Here is a 24,329-nt window from a genome sequence, read left to right as displayed (position 1 = left end):
AAAAGCTGATGAAGACTCCTAAACGCATTGAACCCCTGATCGAAGACGGTCTGGTCGACGAAGTGCTGCGCCCTCTCATGAGCGGTAAAGAAGCAGCTGTTTATGTGGTGCGCTGCGGCAATGAATTGCGTTGCGCCAAGGTTTACAAGGAGGCGAATAAACGAAGTTTTCGTCAGGCATCCGAATACCAGGAAGGCCGTAAGGTCCGTAACAGCCGCCAGGCCCGGGCCATGGCCAAAGGCTCCAAGTTCGGCAAGAAAGAAACCGAAGACGCTTGGCAGAACGCTGAAGTGGCGGCGTTGTTCCGCCTCGCCGGTGCGGGCGTTCGCGTGCCTCAGCCGTTCGACTTCCTGGAAGGCGTACTGCTGATGGAACTGGTGGCTGACGAGTACGGCGATGCAGCGCCGCGTCTTAACGACGTCACGCTGGAGCCGGACCAGGCGCGCGAATACCACGCCTTCCTGATTTCCCAGATCGTGCTGATGCTGTGTACCGGCCTGGTGCACGGTGACCTGTCCGAGTTCAACGTACTGCTCACGCCAACCGGCCCGGTGATCATCGACCTGCCCCAGGCAGTGGATGCGGCGGGCAACAACCACGCGTTCAGCATGCTGGAGCGGGATGTGGGCAACATGGCTTCCTACTTCGGGCGTTTTGCCCCGGAGTTGAAGAAGACCAAGTACGCCAAGGAAATGTGGGCGCTGTACGAAGCCGGCACCTTGCACCCGGCCAGCGTGTTGACCGGCGAGTTTGACGAGCCTGAAGAGCTGGCGGACGTGGGCGGTGTGATCCGCGAAATCGAAGCGGCGCGGCTGGATGAAGAGCGCAAGCAAGCGGTTCGGGCGGCGGATGACGCGCCACCGAGCAAGACCGCGGAAGAACCGCCGCCGCCTTGGATGCAGTGATCTCCCGGCAATTGGAGAGCTAAAAAATGTGGGAGCTGGCTTGTTGTAGGAGCCAGCTCCCACATAAAGCAGCCCCCACACGACCCGGCTCCCACATTTGTTTTGTGCAGACCTGATCAGGCGCAACAGCTGCCCGACGCCAACTCCTTGAGAATCGGGCAATCCGGCCGATGGTCACCCTGGCAGTGTTCAACCAGGTCCTGCAAGGTATCGCGCAATTGCCCCAGCTCCAGAATCTTCTGGTTCAACTCCTCGATATGCTGGCGCGCCAGGGCTTTTACGTCGGCGCTGGCCCGCTGACGGTCTTGCCACAAGGTCAGCAGCTTGCCGACCTCCTCCAGTGAAAACCCCAGATCCCGCGAACGTTTGATAAACGCCAACGTGTGCAAGTCATCGCTGCCATACACGCGGTAGCCGCTGTCGGTACGATGCGCGGCTTTGAGCAGGCCGATGGATTCGTAGTAGCGAATCATCTTGGCGCTCAGCCCGCTCTGGCGGGCGGCCTGGCCGATGTTCATGGGCGTTGATCCTCCAAATGCTCTGGTTTCCAAGTGCTCGGTTTCCAGGTTTTTAACAGTAACGCATTACTCACCACGCTGACGCTGGACAAGGCCATGGCCGCACCCGCCAATACCGGGTTGAGCAGGCCGAATGCCGCCAGGGGAATGCCGATCAAGTTATACACAAAGGCCCAGAACAGGTTCTGGCGGATTTTCGCGTAGGTCTTGCGGCTGATCTCCAGCGCGGCCGGCACCAGGCGCGGGTCGCCGCGCATCAACGTGATACCGGCGGCGTGCATGGCCACATCGGTGCCGCCGCCCATGGCGATGCCGATATCGGCGGCGGCGAGGGCCGGAGCGTCGTTGATGCCATCACCGACCATGGCGACGACGCCGGTCTTTTTCAACTCGGCCACGGTGGCGGCCTTGTCGGCTGGCAGCACTTCGGCGTGTACATCATCGATGCCCAGCGCCAGGGCGACAACGCGGGCACTGCCGCGATTATCGCCGGTGAGCAAGTGGCTGCTGATGTGCTGAGCCTTGAGTTGTTCCACGGCTTCCAATGCGCCGGGCTTGAGGGTGTCGCCAAACGCAAACAGCCCCAACACACGTGGGTGTGCGCCTTGTTCAATCAACCACGACAAGGTGCGGCCTTCGGCTTCCCAGGTTTTGGCAGACTCGGCCAGATCACCTGCGCTCAAGCCGTTCTCTTCGAGCATGCGGCGGTTGCCCAAGGCCAGTTGCCGGCCGTCCAGCGTACCGGCGATGCCACGGCCGGTCAGGGACTGACTGGCACTCACGTCCGTCACATTCAGCCCTTTTTCGCTGCACGCATCCAGCACAGCCTTGGCCAGTGGGTGCTCGCTGCCGCGTTGCAAGGCGCCGGCCTGTTGCAGCAAGAGGTCTTCATTGCCGTCCACCGCCGCCAGGTGCGCAATTTTTGGCGCGCCGGAGGTGAGTGTGCCGGTCTTGTCGAACACCACCGCGCTGACGGCATGGGCACGTTCCAGCGCTTCGGCGTCCTTGATCAGGATGCCATAGCGCGCCGCCACGCCGGTGCCGGCCATGATGGCGGTCGGTGTGGCCAGGCCCAGGGCGCATGGGCAAGCGATTACCAGGACCGCGACGGCATTGATGATCGCCGTTTCCAGCGAGGCGCCGTACAACCACCAGCCCACCAGCGTAACCAAGGCCAGCACCAACACGGCTGGCACAAAGACCTGGCTGACCTTATCCACCAGTTTCTGAATCGGCGCTTTGGCGGCCTGGGCGTCTTCGACCAGGCGGATGATCCGCGCCAACACGCTCTCTGCGCCCAGCGCCTGGGTGCGGACCAGCAAACGGCCTTCGCCATTGATGGCGCCGCCGGTGACTTTGTCGCCCGGCTGTTTCGGTACCGGCAGGCTTTCGCCGCTGATCAAGGCCTCGTCGGCATGGCTTTGGCCGTCCACCACTTCGCCGTCCACCGGGAAGCGCTCGCCGGGTTTGACCAGCACCAGCTCGTCGAGCTTTAACGCAGTGATGGCGACGTCTTCTTCACGGCCTTCAACCACGCGAATCGCGCGTTCCGGACGCAGGGCTTCAAGGGCGCGGATGGCGCTGGCGGTCTGGCGCTTGGCGCGGCTTTCGAGGTATTTGCCCAGCAACACCAGGGCGATCACCACGGCTGAGGCTTCGAAATACAGGTGAGGCATAGTGCCCACGGGCGCGGTGAGCCATTCATAAATGCTCAGGCCATAACCGGCGCTGGTGCCGATGGCCACCAGCAGGTCCATATTGCCGGCGCCGGCGCGGACGGCTTTCCAGGCGGCTATATAGAAACGTGCGCCAAAGATGAATTGCACCGGAGTGGCCAACGCGAATTGCACCCAGGCCGGGAGCATCCAATGCAGGCCGAACGGCTCCACCAGCATCGGCAGCACCAATGGCAGCGCCAACGCGATGGCTAACAACAACGACCAGCGCTCGTGGTGCAGACGCTGGGCCTGTTTAGCGTCGGTGACGGTCTCGCTTTGCGGCAGGGTGGCGGTGTAGCCGGCCTTGTCGACGGCGGCGATCAACACGCCGGGGTCCATCTGGCCCAGCACTTCGACGTGGGCACGTTCGTTGGCCAGGTTGACGCTGACGCTTTGCACCCCCGGCACCTTGCCCAGCGCGCGCTCGACACGCCCGGCGCAGCTGGCGCAGGTCATGCCGCTGATGGGCAGGTCAAAGGTGGTGGATCCATTCATGGGGCAGTCCTCCAGAGAAGTTGCCCCCAGCATCAACCTTGACCTGTGGGGAAGGTCAAGCGTGTTCAGTAATCCAGTGCGGCGTTCTTCAGGTACATGCCGTCCGGGCCTTGGGCGATGCGTACTTTGCGCACGTCGCCGGCTTTAAGCGTGATGTTCTGCGCAGGCGGTGCGAGCATGCCCGGCAGGCAACCTGGCGATTGGCCCGGCAGCAGCTTGAGGCGCAGCGATACATTGCCCGCCGGCAGGTTGAACGAGGTGGCCTGTTCCTGGAACAGACGCCCGGCCAATTGGTCCTGGATATACAGGCCGATTTCGCAATTGGTCGGCACTTCCAGGCGCTCGCGGGAAATGATCAACACCGCATAGTCTTGATCCGCACAGGCCATGGGCGCAGCGGCGGACAAGCTCAACAGGCCGATAAGGCTAAAAAACGACCAGCGCATGGCGAATGCTCCGTGGTTCAAATCCAAGATGCGTGAAGCTTGGCCGAGGCAACGCCGGAATACCAGCCCAGCCGCAATTTTGAGCGCTTGACCTTGCCATCGTGGCAAGGTCGAGACTGGCCCCAACCTCATCAAGGGAGTCATGTCATGCAAGTATTCAGTGTTGAAGGAATGACCTGCGGCCATTGTGTTAGAGCGGTCACTCAAGCAGTACAGAGCCAGGACCCGGCGGCGAGCGTCAACGTCAACCTGGCCGCCAAGGAAGTCGGGGTTGAAAGCCGGCTGTCCGCCGAGCAGGTTATCGCGCTGATCACCGAAGAAGGCTACAGCGCCAAACTCGCGTAAATTTTCCGATAGTTAGCGAGCTATCGTAATGTTCATCACACCCAAGCGCGGCTAGACTGTCGGGCTGCCGACTCACTTGGGTGTCTGATGAACCTGCGCATAATCCTGATTCTGGGCGCCTTGAGCGCCTTCGCGCCGTTGGCGATCGATTTTTACCTGCCGGGCTTTCCGGCGATGGCCACCGCCTTTGCCACCGACGAAAAACACATCCAACTGACCCTCGCCGTGTACTTCGGCGGCCTGGCCATCGGCCAGTTGATCTACGGGCCGCTGGCGGATCGTTTTGGTCGGCGTGTGCCGCTGCTCAGCGGCGTGACCCTGTTTACCCTGGCGTCTTTCGCCTGTGCCTACGCGCCGTCCCTGGACTGGTTGATCGGCGCGCGCTTTGTGCAAGCCCTTGGCGGCTGCGCGGGCATGGTGATTTCGCGGGCAGTGGTCAGCGACAAATGTGATGCCGTGGGTTCGGCCAAGGTTTATTCGCAGTTGATGCTGGTGACCGGTCTGGCGCCGATCCTCGCGCCGTTGGCAGGTGGGGTGATGGTCGGGCTGTGGGGCTGGCAGTCGATTTTCCTCGCGCTGTCGATCTTCAGCGTGATGGCCGCCATCGCTGTGGCGGTCGGGTTGCCGGAAACCTTGCCGGCCGACAAGCCGCGTCAACCGCTGTCCGGCTCGCTGAGCCGCTATGTCAGCCTGTTGTCGGACCGGGTTTATCTGGGTTACGCCCTCACCGGCGGTATCTCGATTGCCGGGATGTTTGCCTACATCGCCGGTTCACCGTTCGTCTTTATCAAACTCTATGGCGTGCCCGCTGAGCATTACGGCTGGGTATTTGGCTCCAACGCCGCCGGCTTCATTTTGGTTGCGCAGCTCAATGCGCGGTTGCTGGCCAAGCGTGGCCCGGCGTTTTTGCTGTCGCGCACCGTGTGGGTCTACGTGGCAGCGGCGTTGACGCTGTTGGGCATTGCCGCCCTGCGCACCGAAGCGTTGTGGCCATTACTGGTGCCGCTGTTTATCTGCATCGCCAGCCTTGGCTGCATTTTGCCCAACACCTCGGCGTGTGCCATGGCCGGGCAGGGCGCACGGGCCGGCAGCGCCTCGGCGCTGCTTGGTTGCATTCAGTTTGGTGTGGCGGCAGGTGCGGCATCGTTGGTCGGCGTGTTGCACGACGGCACGGCGATGCCGATGGCGATGGTCATCAGCTTGTGCGGTGTATTGGCGGTGACGATTGCAGTGTCGACCCAGCGCCTGCAACGGGCGAGGGCCGCGCAGGCGCAGGTCTGAAGTGCGGATCAGCCGGCGGCGGAACGTTGCTGGCTGAGGGGAATGCGGTGGGGCGCCTGGATGCGCGCTTGCAGGGTGTCGGCAAAGGCTCGGGCCTCGGCCTCACTGCGGAAGGTGAAGGCGTCGCCGTCGAGGCTGACCTGCCATTTGTTGCCTGGGGATTTTGCTAACGCTCTTATCAGGATCTTCATTGCTGACTTCCTCACGTAAAAGAATCGTGGCAAAGGCGGCCAATATAAACCCGAATGCGTTCGCAAATATGACAAAGATCAACTCTCTGACTAGCGGTGTCGTCCATTACTTACATGAATAATGGACGACGCTGACAGACCTTTTTTAGAACCCTTCCAGCACGATCTTGCCCTTGGCCTTGCCGCTTTCCAGCAACGCATGGGCGCGGCGCAGATTTGCCGCGTTGATCACGCCGAAGTGCTCGCCCACCGTGGTTTTCAGGGTGCCGGCGTCGATCAGTTCGGCCACCCGGTTGAGCAGGTTGTGCTGTTCGATCATGTCCGGCGTCTCGAACATCGAGCGTGTGTACATGAACTCCCAGTGCAACGACAGGCTCTTGCGCTTGAGTTTGCTCACATCCAGCACCTTGGGGTCGTCGATCAATGCCAGCTTGCCTTGCGGCTGCAGGGCTTCGACCAGTTCGTCCAGGTGATGGTCGGTCTGGGTCAGGCTGGCGACGTGGGTCACTTGGGGCTGGCCGGCGTTTTTCAGGGCTACGCTCAGCGGCTGGCTGTGATCGATCACCACATCGGCGCCGAGCGCCTTGGCCCATTCCTGGGTTTCCGGGCGTGAGGCGGTGCCGATAACGTTCAACGCGGTGAGCTGTTTGGCCAGTTGGGTCAGGATCGAACCCACACCACCGGCGGCGCCGACGATCAGCAGGCTCTGGCCTTCATCTTCCTTACCTTCACGCACTTGCAGGCGCTCGAACAGCAATTCCCAGGCGGTGATGGCGGTGAGTGGCAGTGCGGCGGCTTCGGCAAAACCCAGGCTCTTGGGCATATGGCCGACGATGCGCTCATCCACGGTGTGCAGTTCGCTGTTGCCGCCAGGGCGCACCAGGGAGCCGGCGTAGAACACCTTGTCGCCGGCCTTGAACAGCGTCACTTCGCTGCCGACCGCCTTGACCACGCCAGCCACGTCCCAGCCCAGCACCTTGGCGGCGCCGTTTTCCGGGGCGACGTTCTGGCGCACTTTGGTGTCCACCGGGTTGACGGAGATGGCTTTGACTTCCACCAGCAGGTCACGCGGGCCGGCGACCGGCTCCGGCAGTTGGATGTCTTGCAGGGATTTTTCATCGCTGATCGGCAGCGAGGCGTAGTAGGCAATGGCTTTCATGGTGGCTCCGGGAAAAGGGGGATGATCAGGCAAGAAATTTCAGGCGCTTGAGTTCGAAGTGTTCGAGCACATCGGCAGCCTTGGCGCGAAAGCTCTGGATATGCGCGCTCTGGTCGTGATCGGCCAGCGCCGCGTCGTCGCTCCAGCGCTCGAGCATGTAGAAGGTTTCCGGGTGTTGCAGGTCCTGGTGCAGGTCGTACTGCTCGCAACCGGCTTCCAGGCGAGTCGGTTCCAACAGGCCGCGCAGCAGGGTTTCCAGCTTGGCCTGCTGGCCAGGCTTGGCGATCAGCGTGGCAATGACGTTAAAGGCAGCGGACATATTCAACTCCAGACACGTGATGAACGGGATGGGCAGATGATTAGCTATTTCCAGCGCCGATAAAAGCGGCTAAAACAGCAGTCTGTTTCAATAAAATTTTGATAATGGGCGAGGGTAGATGCTGCGTTTTGATGATTTGCAGTTGTTTGTGCGGGCGGCGGACCTCGGCAGTTTGTCGGCCGCCGCGCGCATCATGGACCTCTCGCCTGCCGTGGCCAGCGCGGCGCTCAAGCGTATCGAACAGCAACTGGGCACGCGCTTGCTGGCGCGCTCCACCCGCAGTTTGCGCCTGACTGCCGAAGGCGAGGGTTTTTTGGAATATGCCCGCGCGGCGCTGAGTTCGCTGGACGAAGGGCGGCGCCTGTTGGCCAGCGGCCAGGACCATGTCAGCGGCGTGCTGCAACTGTCGGCGCCGTCGGATTTCGGGCGCAACCAACTGTTGCCGTGGCTCGATGAGTTTCAGCTGGAGTACCCGCAATTGAACATCCGCCTGCTGCTGGGCGACCGCATCGCCGACCTGTTCCGCCAGCCGGTGGATATCGCCCTGCGCTACGGCGAGCCTGAAGATTCCAGCCTGGTCGCGCTGCCCATCGCCCCGGACAACATTCGCGTGCTGTGCGCCGCGCCCAGTTACCTGGCACGGCATGGCGAGCCCCGACATCTTGAGCAACTGGCGCAACACAATTGCCTGCTGTACATGCTGGGCAGCCGCGTCCACGACCACTGGGGTTTTTACGACGGCAAGCGCGAGGTCGGCCTGACGGTCAGCGGTGACCGCTTCAGTGACGACGCCGATGTGGTGCGCCGCTGGGCAGTGGCGGGTGTCGGCATTGCCTACAAGTCGTGGCTGGATGTGAGCACCGACGTGCTCGCAGGGCGCCTGCGCCTGGTCTTGCCGGAGCTGCGCGGTGAGCGCACGCCGCTCAACCTGCTGTGCGCCCACCGTGCGCAGTTGAGTAAACCGATCAATCTGCTGCGGGAAATGCTCGTGTCCCGTTGTGCGGCTTTGACCGCCCAAAGGCCGGGGCGATAGAGCGTTAGGCAATAGCCTCCACCAAAGCCGGAAATTTCACTCAGAGCCTGTCCCCATTCGCGCTGTCGGACGCCGCGGAATGGGCGGTTTGCGCCCCTATACTTTGGTTCCAACCGCAGCAGACAAATGATTTACAAGGAGTGAATACATGGAAGAAGCACCTTGCATCAGTCAGATCGCCAGCTTGCTCGCTGAGCCCAAACGCACCGCCATGCTCTGGTCACTGATGGACGGTTCGGCGAAAACCGCAGACGAACTGGCGATGCTCGCCGGCCTTTCCGCCGCCTCGGCCAATGCGCATCTGGCGCGCCTTATCGGCAGCGGTCTGCTGCGCAGCGAGGCCAAGCGTGGCAAGCGCTGGTTTCGCGTGGCCGCCGCTGATGTCAGTGCTGCCGTCGACGCATTGGCCTGTACCACCCTGGCCTGTGCCGCACGCAGTGCGCCGCAGGTTTGCCCGCGTGTATCCCTGGCACCGCCACCGTTGCGGCGCGCGCGTTTATGCCAGGGGCATCTGGGCGGTGAGCTGGCGGCGGGGCTTTATCAGCGCATGCTGGAAGCCGGCTGGATCGACCGCTACGAACAGCGTACCGACGTGACCGTCACCGGCGCGCAGCACTTCGCGACCCTGGGCATTTTTACCCAGGCGCTGTCTGCGCCGCTGGCCTGCGACTGTTTTGACTGGAGCCAGCAGCAGCCGCACCTGGGGGGCGCATTGGGCGCCGGGTTGTTGCAGTTGTTTTTGCAGTGCGGCTGGATCAACGCGGTCAACGAATCGCGGGCCTTGCTGGTGACGGACCTGGGGCTTGCGGAAATCAACCGTCTGGCCACGGCGTAGGCGCGTGCGTCGTTCAGAGTTGCAGTCAGGTCGTATCCAGCAATAACCGGGCAAAACGATGCCGCACACTCGCCTTGGGGATTCTTCACACAGGGGTGCGGCATGGGTATGCAAGGCTATAGCGCGGCAGAGCGGCTGGAACGGTTGCCCATCAGCGGTTACCACCGAATCATCTTCATCATCATCGCCCTGGCGTTTTTTTTCGACTCCATGGACCTGGCGATGATGACCTTCCTGTTGGGCTCGATCAAAACCGAGTTCGGCCTGAGCACGGCCCAGGCCGGGTTACTCGCCAGTTCGAGTTTTTTCGGCATGGTGGTCGGCGCATCCTTGTCCGGCATGTTGGCCGACCGCTTCGGGCGCAAGCCGGTGTTTCAGTGGAGCATCGTGTTGTGGGGCGTCGCCAGTTACCTGTGCTCCACGGCGCAGACGGTGGAAACGCTGACGCTGTTCCGCATCCTGCTGGGAATCGGCATGGGCATGGAATTCCCGATTGCGCAGTCGATGCTCTCGGAGCTGATTCCCGCCAAGGGCCGTGGGCGTTACATCGCCTTGATGGATGGCTTCTGGCCGTTGGGGTTTGTGGCGGCGGGTGTGCTGTCCTACTTTTTGCTGCCGGTGATTGGCTGGCGCGACATCTTCCTGGTGTTGGCGGTGCCGGCGGTGTTTGTGCTGGCGATTCGTTTTTTTATCCCTGAGTCGCCACGCTGGCTGGAACAGGCCGGGCGGCATGAGGCGGCGGACAAGGTGTTGCTCGGCATTGAGCAGAAAGTACGCGACTCGTTGGGGCGTGCGGACTTGCCGGAGCCGATCGCCTTGCCTCGGGTTGAGAGCGTGCCGGGCACGTTTTTCTCGGCGTTCCAGCAGTTGTGGTCGGCGCAGTATCGCCAGCGCACGATGATGATCTGGAGCGTGTGGTTTTTTGCCTTGCTGGGTTTTTACGGGCTGACGTCCTGGCTGAGTGCGCTGTTGCAGCAGTCGGGTTTTGCGGTGACGCAGTCGGTGTATTACACGGTGATCATTTCCCTGGGCGGGATACCGGGCTTCTTGATGGCGGCCTGGCTGGTGGAACGTTGGGGCCGTAAACCGGTGTGTGTAGTGACGCTGCTGGGCGGCGGGGTGATGGCGTTTCTGTATGGGCAGAGCGCGGTGTTTGGCGGCAACGTGGGGTTGCTGATTACCTCGGGGCTGTTGATGCAGTTCTTTCTGTTTGGCATGTGGGCGGTGCTGTACACCTACACGCCGGAGCTGTATCCCACGTCTGCGCGTGCCACCGGTTCCGGGTTTGCCTCGGCGATTGGCCGGGTCGGGTCATTGCTGGGGCCGTTGGTGACCGGGCTGGTGTTCCCGATTACCGGGCAGGGTGGGGTGTTTGCCTTGGGGGCGCTGTGTTTTGCGGTGGCGGCGCTGGTGGTGTGGGTGTTTGGGATGGAAACCAAGGGCAGGACCCTGGAAGAACTGACCCAATCTCAAGGCTGATGAGGTCAATGTGGGAGCTGGCAAGCCAGCTCCCACATTATTTGAACTGCGTTTATGCAGTTATGGCTTTACAAGCCGCGCATCCAGGCTGTTCTGCGCCAGGCGTTTGGCCTGGTCCTGGGTCATGCCCAGGGAGGTGTACAGCGCGTGGAAGTTCTCGGTGACATAGCCGCCGAAGTACGCCGGGTCATCCGAGTTCACCGTCACCTTCACGCCACGCTCAAGCATGTCGAGGATGTTGTGCTGGGCCATGTCGTCGAACACACAGAGCTTGGTGTTGGACAGCGGGCACACGGTCAGCGGGATTTGCTCGTCGATGATGCGCTGCATCAGGCGTTCGTCTTCGATGGCGCGTACGCCATGGTCGATACGCTGGATTTTCAGCAGGTCGATAGCCTCCCAGATGTACTCGGGCGGGCCTTCTTCACCGGCGTGGGCCACGGTCAGGAAGCCTTCATGGCGGGCACGGTCGAACACGCGCTGGAACTTGCTCGGCGGGTGGCCCATTTCCGAGCTGTCCAGGCCCACGGCCACAAACGCGTCACGGAACGGCAGCGCCTGGTCGAGGGTTTTCTCGGCTTCGGCTTCGCTCAAGTGGCGCAGGAAGCTCAGGATCAAACCGCTGGTGATGCCCAGTTGCTGCTCGCCATCTTTAAGCGCAGCGGCGATGCCGTTGAGCACCACTTCGAATGGCACGCCACGGTCGGTGTGGGTTTGCGGGTCGAAGAACGGTTCGGTGTGGATCACGTTCTGTTCTTTGCAGCGCAGCAGGTAGGCCCAGGTCAGGTCATAGAAATCCTGGGAAGTGCGCAGCACATCGGCGCCCTTGTAATACAGGTCGAGAAACTCTTGCAGGTTGTTGAAGGCGTAGGCCTTGCGCAGGGTTTCGACGTCATTCCACGGCAGTGCAATCTTGTTGCGTTCAGCCAGGGCGAACAGCAACTCAGGCTCCAGCGAGCCTTCCAGGTGCAGGTGTAATTCAGCCTTGGGCAGGGCGTTGAGCCAATCGTACATGTTCTAAATTCTCATCAGGTGCAATGGCGGCATTCTACAGGCCATGGCGGAAATAATCGGCAAAACCTGACCAGCAGGAGAGTATTGGTTTTATTCGCACAAGAGTCCTCTGAACTAAGATGTAACGAAACGTTAGCGAAGTGGCGCAGTCTGTACCCCATCAATGACTGATTTGCTGCACAAAAAGGCCCGGAATGCTCACATCCCTCAAGCAAGAAAAATTCATGTGGCTGGCGTTGATCGCTGCCATCGCCGCCTACCCGTTGGAGCACTGGATGCTGCACAGCGGGCAGATGGTCGCCCTGCTCGGCGGCATGGCGCTCATCGCTTTTATTGTCATGGCGTCGATGCGCGTCGCCCACCACGCCGAGCAACTGGCGGAAAAGGTCGGTGACCCCTACGGCACCATGATCCTCACCCTTGCCGCCGTGCTGGTGGAAGTGGTGATCCTGGCGATCATGATGAGCAACGAGCCCTCGCCGACTTTGGTACGTGACACGATCTATTCGGCGGTGATGCTCGATATCAACGGCATCCTTGGCCTGGCCGCGCTGATGGGCGGCATCAAGCATGGTGAACAGTCCTACAACGATGATTCGGCGCGCAGTTACAGCGTGATGATCCTCACCGCCATGGGCGTGTCGATGGTGGTACCGGAATTTATCCCCGAAGCCGATTGGAAAATTTACTCAGCCTTCACCATCGGCGCGATGGTGTTGCTCTACACCCTGTTCCTGCGCATGCAGGTGGGGCCGCACAGTTATTTCTTCAGCTACAGCTACCCGGAAAAACGTCGCAAGAAGCAGCCGGAAGAACAGCAGGAGCCGCCGATCAACCTGGCGTTTTCCATCGGTACGTTGGTGTTTGGCGTGATTGTGATTGGCGCATTGGCCGAGGTGATGTCCAAGACCCTGGACCTGGGCCTGGAAGGCACGGGCGCACCGCCGGTGATTACCGCGATTGTGGTGGCGGCGATTTCGGCCGCGCCGGAAATTCTCACAGCGTTGCGTGCCGCCTTGGCTAACCGCATGCAGTCGGTGGTCAACATTGCGCTGGGTGCGTCGTTGTCGACGGTGATTTTGACGGTGCCGGTGATGGAAGCCATGGCGCTCTACACGGGTCAGCCGTTCCAGATGGCGATGACGCCGGTGCAAACCGTGATGGTGTTGATCACGCTGGTGGTGAGTGCGATCAACCTCAATGATGGCGAAACCAATGCCATCGAAGGGATGACGCACTTTGTGTTGTTTGCGACCTTTATCATGTTGTCGTTGCTTGGGGTGTAACCGGCCCTCAAGCACACCCTGGAAACTAATGTGGGAGCGGCGGTGCGACGATTCGTCTTGCTCGCGAATGCGGTGGGTCAGTCAACTGATGCATCGACTGACACACTGCTTTCGCGAGCAAGCCCGCTCCCACATTTTGATAGTGTTTCCTCAGTTAAGCCCGGTTGATCAGTTCCCGCGCCGCCTGGCTGTGATCGGCAATCAAGCCTTTAAGGTCCAGCCCTTCAACCTGCCCATCGATCACCCGCCATTTGCCGCCGATCATCACCCGGTCCGCGCGGTCGGCGCCGCACAGCAGCAGCGCCGAAATCGGGTCATGGCTGCCGGAAAAACGCAGCTCATCGAGCTTGAACAGCGCCAGGTCAGCCTGTTTGCCCACGGCCAACTCACCGATATCCGTGCGCCCCAGCAACTGCGCCGAGCCTTTGGTGGCCCAGCCCAGCACGCCTTCCGGGGTGATCTTTTCTGCGCCGTAACGCAGGCGCTGGATGTACAGGGCCTGGCGCGCTTCGAGGATCATGTTCGAGGCATCGTTGGAGGCCGAACCGTCGACGCCCAGCCCAATCGGCGCGCCGGCGGCGAGCAGTTCCAGGGTCGGGCAGATGCCGGAAGCCAGGCGCATATTCGAGCTTGGGCAATGGCAAATACCGGTGCCGGCCGCGCCGAGGCGGGCGATCTCGTCCGGGTTGAAGTGAATGCCGTGGGCCAGCCAGGTGCGCGGGCCAAGCCAGCCGACACTGTCGAGGTAGTCCACCGTGCGCAGGCCGAAACGCTGCAGGCAGAAGTCTTCTTCGTCGAGGGTTTCGGCCAGATGCGTGTGCAGGCGCACGTCGAGGCTGTTGGCCAGTTCGGCGCTGGCTTGCATGATTTCCGGTGTGACCGAAAACGGCGAACAGGGCGCCAGGGCGATCTGGATGTGCGCGCCGTCGCCGCGCTGGTGGTATTCGCGGATCAGGCGCTGGCTGTCTTCGAGGATAACCTGGCCTTGTTGCACGGTTTGCTGCGGCGGCAGGCCACCATCGGCTTCGCCCAGGCTCATGGAACCGCGAGTAAGCATGGCGCGCATGCCCAGTTCGCGCACGCTTTCTACTTGTACATCGATGGCATTTTCCAGGCCGTCAGGGAACAGGTAATGGTGGTCTGCCGCCGTGGTACAGCCAGACAGCAGCAACTCTGCGAGGGCGACTTTGGACGCCAGTGCGAGTTTTTCCGGGGTCAAGCGTGCCCAGACCGGGTACAGGGTTTTCAGCCAGGGGAATAAAGGCTGGTTGACCACCGGCGCCCAGGCGCGGGTCAGGGTTTGGTAGAAGTGATGGTGGGTGTTGATCAGGCCGGGAAGCACCACATGCTCGCGTGCATCGAACACTTGTGCACAGGGCGCGGCGGGTTCTTTCTCCCAGCCCAGCACTTCGGTGATCACACCGTCTTGCAGCACCAGGCCACCACGGGCGTCGAGGCCATTGGCGGTGAAAATCGCGAGGGGGTTTTTTAACCAGATACGGGTCGCAGGCATTGGCCGGCTCCTCTGAATGATGGGTTCAGGTTTGCCAGCTCAGTGTTGCCCTGTCTGCTGATCCAGGGTCGCCGGTGAGGGCGAGGAGCAGAGTTTACGTGTAGTCCATGATCAGGTCTATCTGTAGGAGCGAGGTGCTCTTGAGAACATCGCGGGCAAGCCCGCTCCCACAGGTTGAACCGAGCTGTTACCAGGCGATGGTGTCGCCTTTGTAGTCCACGAAGTGATGGCCGCCTTTGCCGGCGTAGGCATTCACCTGATCCACCAGGCCGCGCACGCTGGTGTCGACGTCGATGTGCGCGTTTTCGCCGCCCATGTCGGTCTTCACCCAGCCCGGATGCAGCGACAGCACCGTGAGTTTAGGGTCACTCAGTTGCGTGATAAAGCTGTTGGTCATGGAGTTCAGTGCAGCCTTGCTGGCCTTGTACAGCGCCAGGTCGGAGCCATCGGGAATCGTCACGCTGCCCAGCACCGAACTCATGAACGCCAGCACGCCGGTGTCTTTGCGGATCTGTCCGACAAAGCGCTGGGCCAGGTTGATCGGCGCCACGGCGTTGGTGAAAAACAGTTGGCCGACTTCCGCCAGGGTGGCGTGGCCCGGCTCCTGGTTGGCAGGGCCTTTGACCCCGGCGTTGACGAACAGCAGGTCGAAGGTGCGCGCTTTCAGGCGTTGGGCCAAAGCGATCACCGCTTGCTGATCGTCCATGTCCAGCTTCTCGATCTGCACCTGGCCCACGGCTTTGAGCGCATCGGCCTTGTTCGGATCACGCACGGTGGCGGTCACCTCCCAGCCGTCCTGCAGCAGTTGCTTGACCAGGCCAAGGCCCAGGCCGCGCGAGGCGCCGATGATCAGTGCGGTTTTTGGCGTAGACATGAAAGGCTTCCTTTGAAATGGAGGTTCACGGATTTAATGGACAACGTTGCCCGAGCCTTTGCTGCAACTCCTGGCGCAGATGGCCGAGTTCAGTGATGCGGGTGTCGATCAGGTTGAGCTTGTCTTGCAGCAATTGTGTGACGGCAGCGTCGGGATCGGGCGCCTGCCATAAGGCGGCGACGCTGGTGCCGATCTCGCCGAGGCTGAAACCCAGGCGCTGCGCAGTCTTGATATAGAGCACCAGTTGTACCATGTCCGGCGGGTAGTCGCGGTAACCATTGGCGCTGCGTTGCGCGGCGATCAACCCGCGCTGCTCATAGAAGCGCAAGGTGTCGCGGCTGACCTGGCTGGCCTGGGCTAATTCGCCGATACGCATGGGACGGGCTCGAGATGGCTTGACCCTGGAGCATACTCCAGGCTTTAGCCTGCTGGCTTCTTGAATTGAAGGAGCTTGCTGCTATGTGGACACCAAAACACTACCGAACACTGGTGCGGGCCAGCGCCTGGTATGACTTGATCATTACCGCGGCGTTTGTCACGCCGTGGAGTTTTGCATTAGTGCACGGCCTGTTGCAGGGCTTGAACCTGCCGGGCGAGCTACCGCCGTTTCTGCCTGCGCATGTGCTGATGGCCAACCTGCTGGGCTCGATTGTGTGCGTGTGGGCAGTGCTGCGTATTCGCGACCCTCAACGCCAATTTGGGCTGTATGACGCGGCCGGCCGTGGGCTGTTTGCGACCTGGCAGCTGTACGCGCTGATGCAGGGCGCCACGTCGGTGCTGTGGATAATTCTGCTGTTGGAAGTGCTGTGGGGCGTTGCGCAATTACTCCCGGTGAATACTGATCAAAAAATGATCGGCGCCCGTAAGCCCTTATGACAGAAGGGTTACAGGCGGGTGTGCTCAGGTTATCCACAGGCAGGTGCACAGTAGATGTGGGCAGTTTCAGCGTTCGAGCAGAATGCGCCCACGGCTGAGGTCGGCGAGCTGGGTTTGCAGCGTGTCGATGTGCGCCTCGCCGAGTGCGAGCTGTAGCTCGACGCCGTTGGCGGTGAAGGTTTCTTCCACCACCAGCCCGCCCAGTTCGGCCACGCGCAGTTTCACCAGGTTCAATTCCGAGAAACTGCAGGCACAACTGAGCGGCACGCGGCTGATCAGCTCGATGCGTTCGGCATTCTGCAGGCATTTGTTCGCACCGCCGCCGTAGGCGCGGGCCAGCCCGCCGGTGCCCAGCTGGATGCCGCCGTACCAGCGAATCACCAGCACGGCGACCTGATCAAAGCCTTGGGCTTCAATGGCGGCCAGGATCGGCCGCCCGGCCGTGCCGCCGGGTTCGCCATCGTCGTTGCTGCGGTATTGGTCGGCGAGCTTCCAGGCCCAGCAGTTGTGCGTGGCGTTAAGGTCGCTGTGCTGCTCGAAAAACGCTTGGGCGTCTTGCGCGCTGGTGATCGGCGCGGCCAAGGTGATAAAGCGGCTTTTGCGTATTTCTTCACGAAATTCGCAAAGGCCGGTCAGCGTGAAAGGCATAAGTCGCTTCGTTTATAGGGCCGGCTTGATGCCGCAGCCTTTGAGGATGATATGGATCAGGTTGGTGCCGGCGTCTTCCATGTCCTGCTTGGTCAGCTTGGTGCGACCGGTGACGCGACAGATCTGGGTGGCGAAGTCGGCGTAATGCTGGGTACTGCCCCACAGCAGGAAAATCAGGTGCACGGGGTCGATGGGGTCCATCTTGCCGGCCTCGATCCACGCCTGGAACACCGCTGCGCGGCCACTGAACCAGGCGCGGTAGTCCTGGCTGAAATATTCGGTCAGGCATTCGCCGCCGCTGATGATCTCCATGGCGAAGATCCGCGAGGCTTGCGGGTGGCGTCGGGAGAATTCCATCTTGGTGCGGATGTAGCGTGTCAGCGCGACGGCGGGGTCGTCCTCGGCGGTCAGCGCGTTGAAGGTGCTGTCCCACAGTTCGAGGATATTGCTCAGTACCGCAATGTACAGGCCGAGTTTGTTGGTGAAGTAATAATGCAGGTTGGCCTTGGGCAGCCCGGCACTCGCGGCAATGGTGTTCATGCTGGTGCCTTTGTAGCCATGGCGCGCGAATTCGTCTTCAGCCGCCTGGAGAATCGCTTGTTCATTCTTTTGCCGAATACGGCTGGCAGGTTTACCGGCGTGGTTGCTGTGGGCAGGAACTTCGAGGCTCATGGAGGTTTCCGTGCTGATCGATAGAGACGACGTGTGCACAGATAACCCACCCTCAAGCCTCAGACAAGTCCCGATGCAATAAAACCGTCAAAGCGGTTCCAGTGTGTCGCTTTCCGGGGCGTGGTTTGCGCCAACGTTAGTCGCCTTGGGCTCGGGCAATAACAGGCACAACACGATGGCCGTCAGGCCGCCGCTGGTGATGGCCGAGTCAAACAGGTTTTGTACCAACGGCGGCATCAAGTGCAGCAACTGAGGTTGGGCGGCAATGCCCAGGCCGACACCAAAGGAGGTGGCGATGATCAGCATGCTGCGTCGGTCCAGCGGCGCCTGGGCCAGAATGCGCACGCCGGCGGCGGCCACGCTGCCGAACATCACCAGGGTCGCGCCGCCCAAAACCGGTTTGGGGATTTGCTGCAGTACCGCGCCGACCAGCGGAAACAAGCCGAGACAAAACAGCAGCACGCCAATGTATAAGCCGACGTAACGGCTGGCCACGCCGGTGAGTTGGATCACGCCGTTGTTCTGCGCAAACGTGGTGTTGGGGAATGCGCTGAAGGTGGCGGCGATCATGCAACTGACGCCATCACCCAACACGCCGCCCTTGAGTCGGCTTATATATGAAGGGCCGCTGATGGGCTGGCGGGCGATCATGCAGTTGGCAGTCAGGTCGCCGACGGTTTCGATACTGCTGATCAGATAAATCAGCGCGATGGGCAGGAAGGCGCTCCAGTCGAAGTTGAAACCAAAGCGAAACGGCATCGGCACGCTGATCAATGGCAAGTCGGGCAAGGCTTGGGGCACCAGCTTGCCGCTGAACCACGCGGCCAGGCTGCCGAGGGCCAGGCCGATGATGATTGCCGAGAGGCGCACCCACGGCGTGTTCGAGCGGTTGAGCAAGATGATCGTCAACACGACGAACAACCCAAGCGCCAGATTGGTTGGGGCGCCGAAGTCGGGTGCATTGAAACCGCCGCCCAGGTCGGTGATGCCGACTTTGATCAGGCTGATGCCGATCAAGGTGATGACGATACCGGTGACCAGGGGCGTGATCACACGGCGCAATTGCCCGATAAAACGGCTCAACACGATCTGCACCGCCGCGCCGAAAAAGCACACGCCGAAGACCATCGCCATGATGTCTTCCGGGCTGCCGCCGCGTTGTTTCACCAGAAAGCCTGCTGACAACACCGCACCGAGAAACGCAAAGCTGGTGCCTTGCAGGCAGATCATCCCGGCGCCGATACCAAATGGCCTGCGTGCCTGAATGAAAGTGCCCACGCCGGACACCATCAACGCCATGCTGATCAGGTAGGGCAGGTGGGCGGTAAGCCCTAAAGTCGAGCCGATGATCAGTGGCGGGGTGATGATGCCGACGAAGGCGGCCAGCACATGTTGCAAGGCTGCCAGTAGGGCGGGCAGCGGTTTCGGGCGGTCGTTCAGGCCGTAGATCAGGTCGTTGGGGCTCAGGGTTTCTGGTGGCATGGCGGGCAAACTCAGGGCGGACGGTTCAAGGTCCAGGTTCTCTTGCAAAAAGCTGTCCAGTTGCTCAGCTTTTAGCGATAGGCCCGAGTTAGCGCGTTGCCGCCAGACTCTCCAGAAAGCTTTCCAGCACCAAATGAGGGCGGCGGCCCTTGCGCGTGACCGATGCGAGGCTTAAATCGTAAAAACGTGTAGCCGGTTTCAGCGCGCGCAGTCGGCCTTGTTGTACCCACAGGCTGGCGTAGTGGTCGGGCAGGTAGCCGATATAGCGGCCAGTGAGGATCAGGAACGCCATGCCTTCGCGGTCCGAGGCGCTGGCGGTGCAATTGAGTGCCTGGTAATGGGCCTGGATGTCGGCGGGCAAGCGGAAGGTCGGGGCGATGGCGTCCTGGCTGTCGATACGTGGGTCGTCCAGTTGCTTGTCTTCCGCGTAAAACAACGGGTGGCCGACCGCGCAGTAGAGCAACGAGCGTTCGCTGTACAGGGGTTGGTATTCCAGACCCGACAAGGCACTCGCCTGGGGCACTACGCCGACATGCAGGCGGCCATCGAGTACACCTTGTTCCACTTCATTCGGGGCGATCATGCGGATCTGGATCTGCACGTCCGGGCCGCGCTCCTTCAACTGTGCCAGGGCGTGGGTGATGCGCATGTGGGGCAGGGTGACCAGGTTGTCGGTGAGGCCGATGATCAGTTCGCCGCGCAAGTGCTGGTGCAGGCCGTTGACCTCGGTGCGAAAACTTTCCAGCGCACTTAATAGCTGCAAGGCCGATTGGTAGACCTCGCGGCCTTCTTCGGTCAGGGAGAATCCCGCGCGCCCGCGTTGGCACAGCCTTAACCCCAGACGTTGCTCGAGGTCGCTCATTTGCTGGCTGATGGCCGAGCGGCCGATGCCGAGCACGGTTTCTGCCGCCGAGAAACCACCGCATTCCACCACGCTGCGAAAGATACGCAGCAGGCGGATATCGAAGTCGCTGACTTGGGCAAGGGGATCGGGTCGACGGCTGCTCATAGTTTAGTGACGGCCTGACTAAAGGTTAGAAGAGTTGAATTTCATCGACTTTATCGCCGTGGCAATTTAGCTGCAACAACGCTTTTCAATCCCGACGCTGCCTTTTGCCCTGCGAGGTTTTGCTGATGAACATGCCCGAAAACGCCCCATCGTCCCTGGCCAGCCAACTGAAGTTGGATGCGCACTGGATGCCTTACACCGCCAACCGCAACTTCCAGCGCGACCCGCGCCTGATCGTCGGCGCTGAAGGCAGCTGGTTGATTGATGACAAGGGTCGCCGGGTGTACGACTCGTTGTCGGGCCTGTGGACCTGTGGCGCCGGGCACACCCGTAAGGAGATTCAAGAGGCCGTCTCCAAGCAATTGGGCACCCTGGACTACTCCCCGGGCTTTCAATACGGTCATCCGTTGTCCTTCCAACTGGCGGAAAAGATCACCGACCTGACCCCAGGCAACCTGAACCACGTGTTTTTCACCGACTCGGGCTCTGAGTGCGCCGATACCGCAGTGAAGATGGTGCGTGCCTACTGGCGCTTGAAAGGCCAGGCCACCAAGACCAAGATGATCGGCCGCGCACGTGGCTATCACGGTGTGAACATTGCCGGGACCAGCCTGGGTGGCGTGAACGGCAACCGTAAGCTCTTTGGTCAGGGCCTGATGGACGTGGACCATCTGCCGCACACGTTGCTGGCGAGCAATGCGTTCTCCCGTGGCATGCCGGAGCAGGGCGGTATCGCCTTGGCCGATGAGCTGCTCAAGCTGATCGAACTGCACGACGCGTCGAACATCGCAGCGGTGTTTGTTGAGCCGATGGCCGGTTCCGCGGGCGTGCTGGTGCCGCCACAGGGTTATCTCAAGCGTCTGCGTGAGATCTGCGACCAACACAACATCCTGCTGGTGTTCGATGAAGTGATCACCGGTTTCGGCCGTACCGGCTCGATGTTCGGCGCCGACAGCTTTGGTGTGACCCCGGACCTCATGTGCATCGCCAAGCAAGTTACCAACGGCGCGATCCCGATGGGCGCGGTGATTGCCAGCAGCGAGATCTATCAGACCTTCATGAACCAGGCGACGCCGGAATACGCGGTGGAATTCCCCCACGGCTACACCTACTCGGCGCACCCGGTGGCTTGCGCGGCTGGCTTGGCGGCATTGGACCTGTTGCAGAAGGAAAACCTAGTGCAGAGCGTAGCCGAAGTCGCCCCGCACTTTGAGAATGCGCTGCACGGGTTGAAGGGCAGCAAGAATGTGATCGACATCCGTAACTACGGCCTGGCCGGCGCGATCCAGATTGCCCCGCGTGACGGCGATGCCATCGTGCGGCCATTCGAGGCCGGCATGGCCTTGTGGAAAGCCGGTTTCTACGTGCGCTTTGGCGGTGACACCCTGCAGTTCGGGCCAACCTTCAACAGCAAGCCGCAGGACCTGGATCGCCTGTTCGATGCGGTCGGCGAAGTGCTGAACAAAATCGACTGATTTCTCCTTCTATATAGAACAACTTTTCAGGAGCCCTGCATGAGCCTTATCCAGCATTTGATCAACGGTGAGTTGGTCAATGACAGCGGCCGTAGTGCCGACGTGTACAACCCGTCCACCGGCCAGGTGATTCACCAGGTGCCATTGGCCAGCCGTGAAACCATTCAACAGGCGATCGACGCGGCCAAGGCGGCGTTCCCGGCCTGGCGCAATACGCCGCCGGCCAAGCGTGCCCAGGTGATGTTTCGTTTCAAGCAATTGCTGGAGCAGAACGAAGCGCGTATCTCGCAGTTGATCAGCGAGGAGCATGGCAAGACCCTGGAGGACGCCGCGGGTGAATTGAAGCGCGGCATCGAGAACGTCGAATACGCCTGCTCGGCGCCGGAGATTCTCAAGGGCGAGTACAGCCGTAACGTGGGGCCGAACATTGATGCGTGGTCGGATTTCCAGCCGTTGGGTGTGGTGGCGGGTATTACTCCGTTCAACTTCCCGGCGATGGTGCCGCTGTGGATGTACCCGCTGGCGATCGTGTGCGGTAACTGTTTCATCCTGAAACCATCGGAGCGTGATCCAAGTTCCACGCTGCTGATTGCGCAGCTGTTGCAGGAAGCCGGTCTGCCCAAAGGCGTGCTGAGCGTGGTACACGGGGACAAGGGCGCTGTGGATGCGCTTATTGAAGCGCCGGAAGTCAAAGCCCTGAGTTTTGTGGGTTCGACGCCGATTGCCGAGTACATCTATTCCGAAGCGACCAAGCGCGGCAAACGCGTGCAGGCGCTGGGCGGGGCGAAGAACCATGCGGTGCTGATGCCGGATGCGGACCTGGATAACGCGGTCAGCGCTTTGATGGGCGCGGCGTACGGTTCCTGCGGTGAGCGTTGCATGGCGATTTCGGTGGCCGTGTGCGTGGGTGACCAGGTGGCGGATGCGTTGATCGCCAAGTTGGTGCCGCAGGTCAAGGCACTCAAGATTGGTGCGGGCACCTCTTGCGGCCTGGATATGGGGCCGTTGGTGACGGGGCAGGCGCGGGACAAGGTCAGTGGCTATATAGAAGACGGTGTGTCGGCGGGTGCCGAGCTGGTGGTCGACGGCCGTGGTTTGAGTGTTGCCGGGCATGAAGAAGGCTTCTTCCTGGGTGGCAGCCTGTTTGATCGCGTGGCGCCTGAGATGCGCATCTATAAGGAGGAGATCTTCGGGCCGGTGCTGTGCGTAGTGCGGGTGGATAGCCTGGAAGCGGCGATGCAGCTGATCAACGATCATGAGTATGGCAACGGCACCTGCATCTTTACCCGTGACGGTGAAGCGGCGCGGCTGTTTTGTGATGAGATCGAAGTGGGTATGGTCGGTGTGAACGTGCCACTGCCGGTGCCGGTGGCCTACCACAGCTTTGGCGGCTGGAAGCGTTCGCTGTTTGGCGACTTGCACGCCTATGGGCCGGATGGGGTGCGTTTCTATACCCGTCGCAAGGCGATTACCCAGCGTTGGCCGCAACGGGCCAGCCATGAAGCGTCGCAGTTCGCCTTCCCGAGTCTGTAAGGCGCTGCAGGTGAAAGCCGGCCCCTTGGGGCCGGCTTTTGTGCTTTTGCGGCCTTTTTGACCGATATGACAGAAATGTGAATGAAAGGGATTGACGGCGTTTTATATCTGTCTATAATTCGCCCCACTTCCAGCGCAGTCGAAACTGAAAACTCCTTGATAAACAAAGAGTTAAGAAGTTTTCGGCAGCAAGTCGCTTCAGTTCATCGAAGCCAGAAGGGAGTTGAAAAAGAGGTGTTGACAGCAGCGTGTAACGCTGTAGAATTCGCCTCCCGCTAACGAGAGATCGTAAGCGCAAGTGGTTGAAGTTGTTGAAGAATTCTTCGAAAGCTTCTGAAAATAATCACTTGACAGCAAATGACGCTGCTGTAGAATGCGCGCCTCGGTTGAGACGAAAGATCTTAACCAACCGCTCTTTAACAACTGAATCAAGCAATTCGTGTGGGTGCTTGTGGAGTCAGACTGATAGTCAACAAGATTATCAGCATCACAAGTTACTCCGCGAGAAATCAAAGATGTAACCAACGATTGCTGAGCCAAGTTTAGGGTTTCTTAAAAACCCAAAGATGTTTGAACTGAAGAGTTTGATCATGGCTCAGATTGAACGCTGGCGGCAGGCCTAACACATGCAAGTCGAGCGGTAGAGAGAAGCTTGCTTCTCTTGAGAGCGGCGGACGGGTGAGTAAAGCCTAGGAATCTGCCTGGTAGTGGGGGATAACGTTCGGAAACGGACGCTAATACCGCATACGTCCTACGGGAGAAAGCAGGGGACCTTCGGGCCTTGCGCTATCAGATGAGCCTAGGTCGGATTAGCTAGTTGGTGAGGTAATGGCTCACCAAGGCGACGATCCGTAACTGGTCTGAGAGGATGATCAGTCACACTGGAACTGAGACACGGTCCAGACTCCTACGGGAGGCAGCAGTGGGGAATATTGGACAATGGGCGAAAGCCTGATCCAGCCATGCCGCGTGTGTGAAGAAGGTCTTCGGATTGTAAAGCACTTTAAGTTGGGAGGAAGGGCATTAACCTAATACGTTAGTGTTTTGACGTTACCGACAGAATAAGCACCGGCTAACTCTGTGCCAGCAGCCGCGGTAATACAGAGGGTGCAAGCGTTAATCGGAATTACTGGGCGTAAAGCGCGCGTAGGTGGTTTGTTAAGTTGGATGTGAAATCCCCGGGCTCAACCTGGGAACTGCATTCAAAACTGACTGACTAGAGT

General features: G+C 60.6%; 24 protein-coding genes and 1 rRNA gene. 11 read left to right on the top strand and 14 right to left on the bottom strand.

The genetic code is table 11. The annotated features are described in order from the left end of the window. Positions 1 to 8 precede the first annotated feature (8 nt). Positions 9 to 905, top strand: coding sequence for a PA4780 family RIO1-like protein kinase (locus BFP92_RS18565; RefSeq protein ID WP_017134705.1), 897 nt, complete (start codon positions 9 to 11; stop codon positions 903 to 905). A gap of 116 nt (positions 906 to 1,021) precedes the next feature. Here the strand turns inward: BFP92_RS18565 and cueR are convergent, their stop codons facing one another. From cueR to BFP92_RS18550, 3 genes are all read right to left on the bottom strand, one after another. Then, positions 1,022 to 1,423 (bottom strand): Cu(I)-responsive transcriptional regulator, encoded by a 402-nt coding sequence (gene cueR / locus BFP92_RS18560; protein ID WP_017134706.1) that lies wholly within the window; start codon positions 1,421 to 1,423, stop codon positions 1,022 to 1,024. Further along, positions 1,420 to 3,636: a heavy metal translocating P-type ATPase gene (locus tag BFP92_RS18555; RefSeq protein WP_065930585.1), complete on the bottom strand. Its 2,217-nt coding sequence runs from the start codon at positions 3,634 to 3,636 to the stop codon at positions 1,420 to 1,422. Before BFP92_RS18555 ends, cueR begins: the two co-directional genes overlap by 4 nt. A 65-nt stretch (positions 3,637 to 3,701) precedes the next feature. Next, positions 3,702 to 4,082 carry a hypothetical protein gene (locus BFP92_RS18550; RefSeq protein ID WP_065930584.1) on the bottom strand — a complete coding sequence of 127 codons (381 nt, stop codon included), beginning with the start codon at positions 4,080 to 4,082 and terminating at the stop codon, positions 3,702 to 3,704. A gap of 147 nt (positions 4,083 to 4,229) precedes the next feature. Between BFP92_RS18550 and BFP92_RS18545 the strand changes: the two genes are divergently transcribed. Continuing rightward, complete coding sequence (locus BFP92_RS18545; RefSeq protein ID WP_056860425.1) at positions 4,230 to 4,427, top strand: heavy-metal-associated domain-containing protein; 198 nt, start codon at positions 4,230 to 4,232, stop codon at positions 4,425 to 4,427. A gap of 87 nt (positions 4,428 to 4,514) precedes the next feature. Then, positions 4,515 to 5,708: a multidrug effflux MFS transporter gene (locus BFP92_RS18540; RefSeq protein ID WP_056860424.1), complete on the top strand. Its 1,194-nt coding sequence runs from the start codon at positions 4,515 to 4,517 to the stop codon at positions 5,706 to 5,708. 8 nt (positions 5,709 to 5,716) lie between these two features. Here the strand turns inward: BFP92_RS18540 and BFP92_RS18535 are convergent, their stop codons facing one another. From BFP92_RS18535 to BFP92_RS18525, 3 genes are all read right to left on the bottom strand, one after another. Further along, positions 5,717 to 5,899 carry a hypothetical protein gene (locus tag BFP92_RS18535; RefSeq protein WP_017134711.1) on the bottom strand — a complete coding sequence of 61 codons (183 nt, stop codon included), beginning with the start codon at positions 5,897 to 5,899 and terminating at the stop codon, positions 5,717 to 5,719. A 145-nt stretch (positions 5,900 to 6,044) separates the two neighbouring features. After that, a complete protein-coding gene (locus tag BFP92_RS18530) occupies positions 6,045 to 7,058 on the bottom strand; it encodes a zinc-binding alcohol dehydrogenase family protein (RefSeq protein ID WP_058419446.1) in 1,014 nt (337 codons plus the stop codon). A gap of 25 nt (positions 7,059 to 7,083) precedes the next feature. Further along, positions 7,084 to 7,377, bottom strand: a complete 294-nt coding sequence (locus tag BFP92_RS18525) for a putative quinol monooxygenase (protein ID WP_056860422.1) — start codon at positions 7,375 to 7,377, stop codon at positions 7,084 to 7,086. 118 nt (positions 7,378 to 7,495) lie between these two features. Between BFP92_RS18525 and BFP92_RS18520 the strand changes: the two genes are divergently transcribed. The 3 genes from BFP92_RS18520 (at position 7,496) to BFP92_RS18510 (ending at position 10,724) form a co-directional block, all read left to right on the top strand. After that, complete coding sequence (locus BFP92_RS18520) at positions 7,496 to 8,410, top strand: LysR family transcriptional regulator (protein ID WP_017134714.1); 915 nt, start codon at positions 7,496 to 7,498, stop codon at positions 8,408 to 8,410. 148 nt (positions 8,411 to 8,558) lie between these two features. After that, positions 8,559 to 9,245, top strand: a complete 687-nt coding sequence (locus BFP92_RS18515) for an ArsR/SmtB family transcription factor (RefSeq protein ID WP_065930583.1) — start codon at positions 8,559 to 8,561, stop codon at positions 9,243 to 9,245. Positions 9,246 to 9,347: 102 nt separating this feature from the next. Next, positions 9,348 to 10,724: an MFS transporter gene (locus tag BFP92_RS18510; protein WP_065930582.1), complete on the top strand. Its 1,377-nt coding sequence runs from the start codon at positions 9,348 to 9,350 to the stop codon at positions 10,722 to 10,724. Positions 10,725 to 10,784: 60 nt separating this feature from the next. On the opposite strand, the gene BFP92_RS18505 is transcribed toward BFP92_RS18510, so the two are convergent. Continuing rightward, entirely contained in the window at positions 10,785 to 11,738 is a 954-nt protein-coding gene (locus BFP92_RS18505) for an adenosine deaminase (protein ID WP_017134717.1), read from the bottom strand. Between the two features lie 194 nt (positions 11,739 to 11,932). Between BFP92_RS18505 and BFP92_RS18500 the strand changes: the two genes are divergently transcribed. Next, the gene (locus BFP92_RS18500) at positions 11,933 to 13,024 is read left to right on the top strand and encodes a calcium:cation antiporter (RefSeq protein ID WP_065930581.1); all 1,092 of its coding nucleotides are present in this window, start codon (positions 11,933 to 11,935) and stop codon (positions 13,022 to 13,024) included. Positions 13,025 to 13,178: 154 nt separating this feature from the next. Here the strand turns inward: BFP92_RS18500 and BFP92_RS18495 are convergent, their stop codons facing one another. The 3 genes from BFP92_RS18495 to BFP92_RS18485 form a co-directional block, all read right to left on the bottom strand. Next, complete coding sequence (locus BFP92_RS18495) at positions 13,179 to 14,537, bottom strand: 8-oxoguanine deaminase (RefSeq protein WP_065930580.1); 1,359 nt, start codon at positions 14,535 to 14,537, stop codon at positions 13,179 to 13,181. A 187-nt stretch (positions 14,538 to 14,724) separates the two neighbouring features. Then, on the bottom strand, positions 14,725 to 15,411 hold the full coding sequence (locus tag BFP92_RS18490) for an SDR family oxidoreductase (RefSeq protein WP_065930579.1): 687 nt from the start codon (positions 15,409 to 15,411) through the stop codon (positions 14,725 to 14,727). A gap of 25 nt (positions 15,412 to 15,436) precedes the next feature. After that, on the bottom strand, positions 15,437 to 15,787 hold the full coding sequence (locus tag BFP92_RS18485) for a MerR family transcriptional regulator (protein WP_065930578.1): 351 nt from the start codon (positions 15,785 to 15,787) through the stop codon (positions 15,437 to 15,439). 83 nt (positions 15,788 to 15,870) lie between these two features. On the opposite strand from BFP92_RS18485, the gene BFP92_RS18480 reads away from it, so the two are divergent. Then, complete coding sequence (locus BFP92_RS18480; protein WP_065930577.1) at positions 15,871 to 16,287, top strand: hypothetical protein; 417 nt, start codon at positions 15,871 to 15,873, stop codon at positions 16,285 to 16,287. Positions 16,288 to 16,353: 66 nt separating this feature from the next. Here the strand turns inward: BFP92_RS18480 and BFP92_RS18475 are convergent, their stop codons facing one another. The 4 genes from BFP92_RS18475 to BFP92_RS18460 all read right to left on the bottom strand — a co-directional run bounded on the left by BFP92_RS18475 (position 16,354) and on the right by BFP92_RS18460 (position 20,098). After that, positions 16,354 to 16,935: an IMPACT family protein gene (locus tag BFP92_RS18475; RefSeq protein ID WP_065930576.1), complete on the bottom strand. Its 582-nt coding sequence runs from the start codon at positions 16,933 to 16,935 to the stop codon at positions 16,354 to 16,356. Between the two features lie 12 nt (positions 16,936 to 16,947). Continuing rightward, complete coding sequence (locus tag BFP92_RS18470) at positions 16,948 to 17,607, bottom strand: TetR/AcrR family transcriptional regulator (RefSeq protein ID WP_065930575.1); 660 nt, start codon at positions 17,605 to 17,607, stop codon at positions 16,948 to 16,950. An 87-nt stretch (positions 17,608 to 17,694) separates the two neighbouring features. Continuing rightward, complete coding sequence (locus BFP92_RS18465; protein WP_065930916.1) at positions 17,695 to 19,089, bottom strand: uracil-xanthine permease family protein; 1,395 nt, start codon at positions 19,087 to 19,089, stop codon at positions 17,695 to 17,697. 88 nt (positions 19,090 to 19,177) lie between these two features. Continuing rightward, a complete protein-coding gene (locus tag BFP92_RS18460; protein WP_065930574.1) occupies positions 19,178 to 20,098 on the bottom strand; it encodes a LysR family transcriptional regulator in 921 nt (306 codons plus the stop codon). Between the two features lie 125 nt (positions 20,099 to 20,223). Between BFP92_RS18460 and BFP92_RS18455 the strand changes: the two genes are divergently transcribed. The 3 genes from BFP92_RS18455 to BFP92_RS18445 form a co-directional block, all read left to right on the top strand. Then, complete coding sequence (locus BFP92_RS18455; protein ID WP_058419411.1) at positions 20,224 to 21,573, top strand: omega-aminotransferase AptA; 1,350 nt, start codon at positions 20,224 to 20,226, stop codon at positions 21,571 to 21,573. Between the two features lie 39 nt (positions 21,574 to 21,612). Then, on the top strand, positions 21,613 to 23,106 hold the full coding sequence (locus BFP92_RS18450) for a CoA-acylating methylmalonate-semialdehyde dehydrogenase (protein ID WP_065930573.1): 1,494 nt from the start codon (positions 21,613 to 21,615) through the stop codon (positions 23,104 to 23,106). A gap of 572 nt (positions 23,107 to 23,678) precedes the next feature. Continuing rightward, a 16S ribosomal RNA gene (locus tag BFP92_RS18445) occupies positions 23,679 to 24,329 on the top strand; the annotation flags it as partial.

It is taken from the genome of Pseudomonas sp. 58 R 3 (assembly GCF_900006605.1).
In the GTDB taxonomy this organism is placed as follows: Bacteria; Pseudomonadota; Gammaproteobacteria; order Pseudomonadales; family Pseudomonadaceae; genus Aquipseudomonas; species Aquipseudomonas salomonii.
This window is presented reverse-complemented; position numbering and strand designations above follow the sequence as displayed.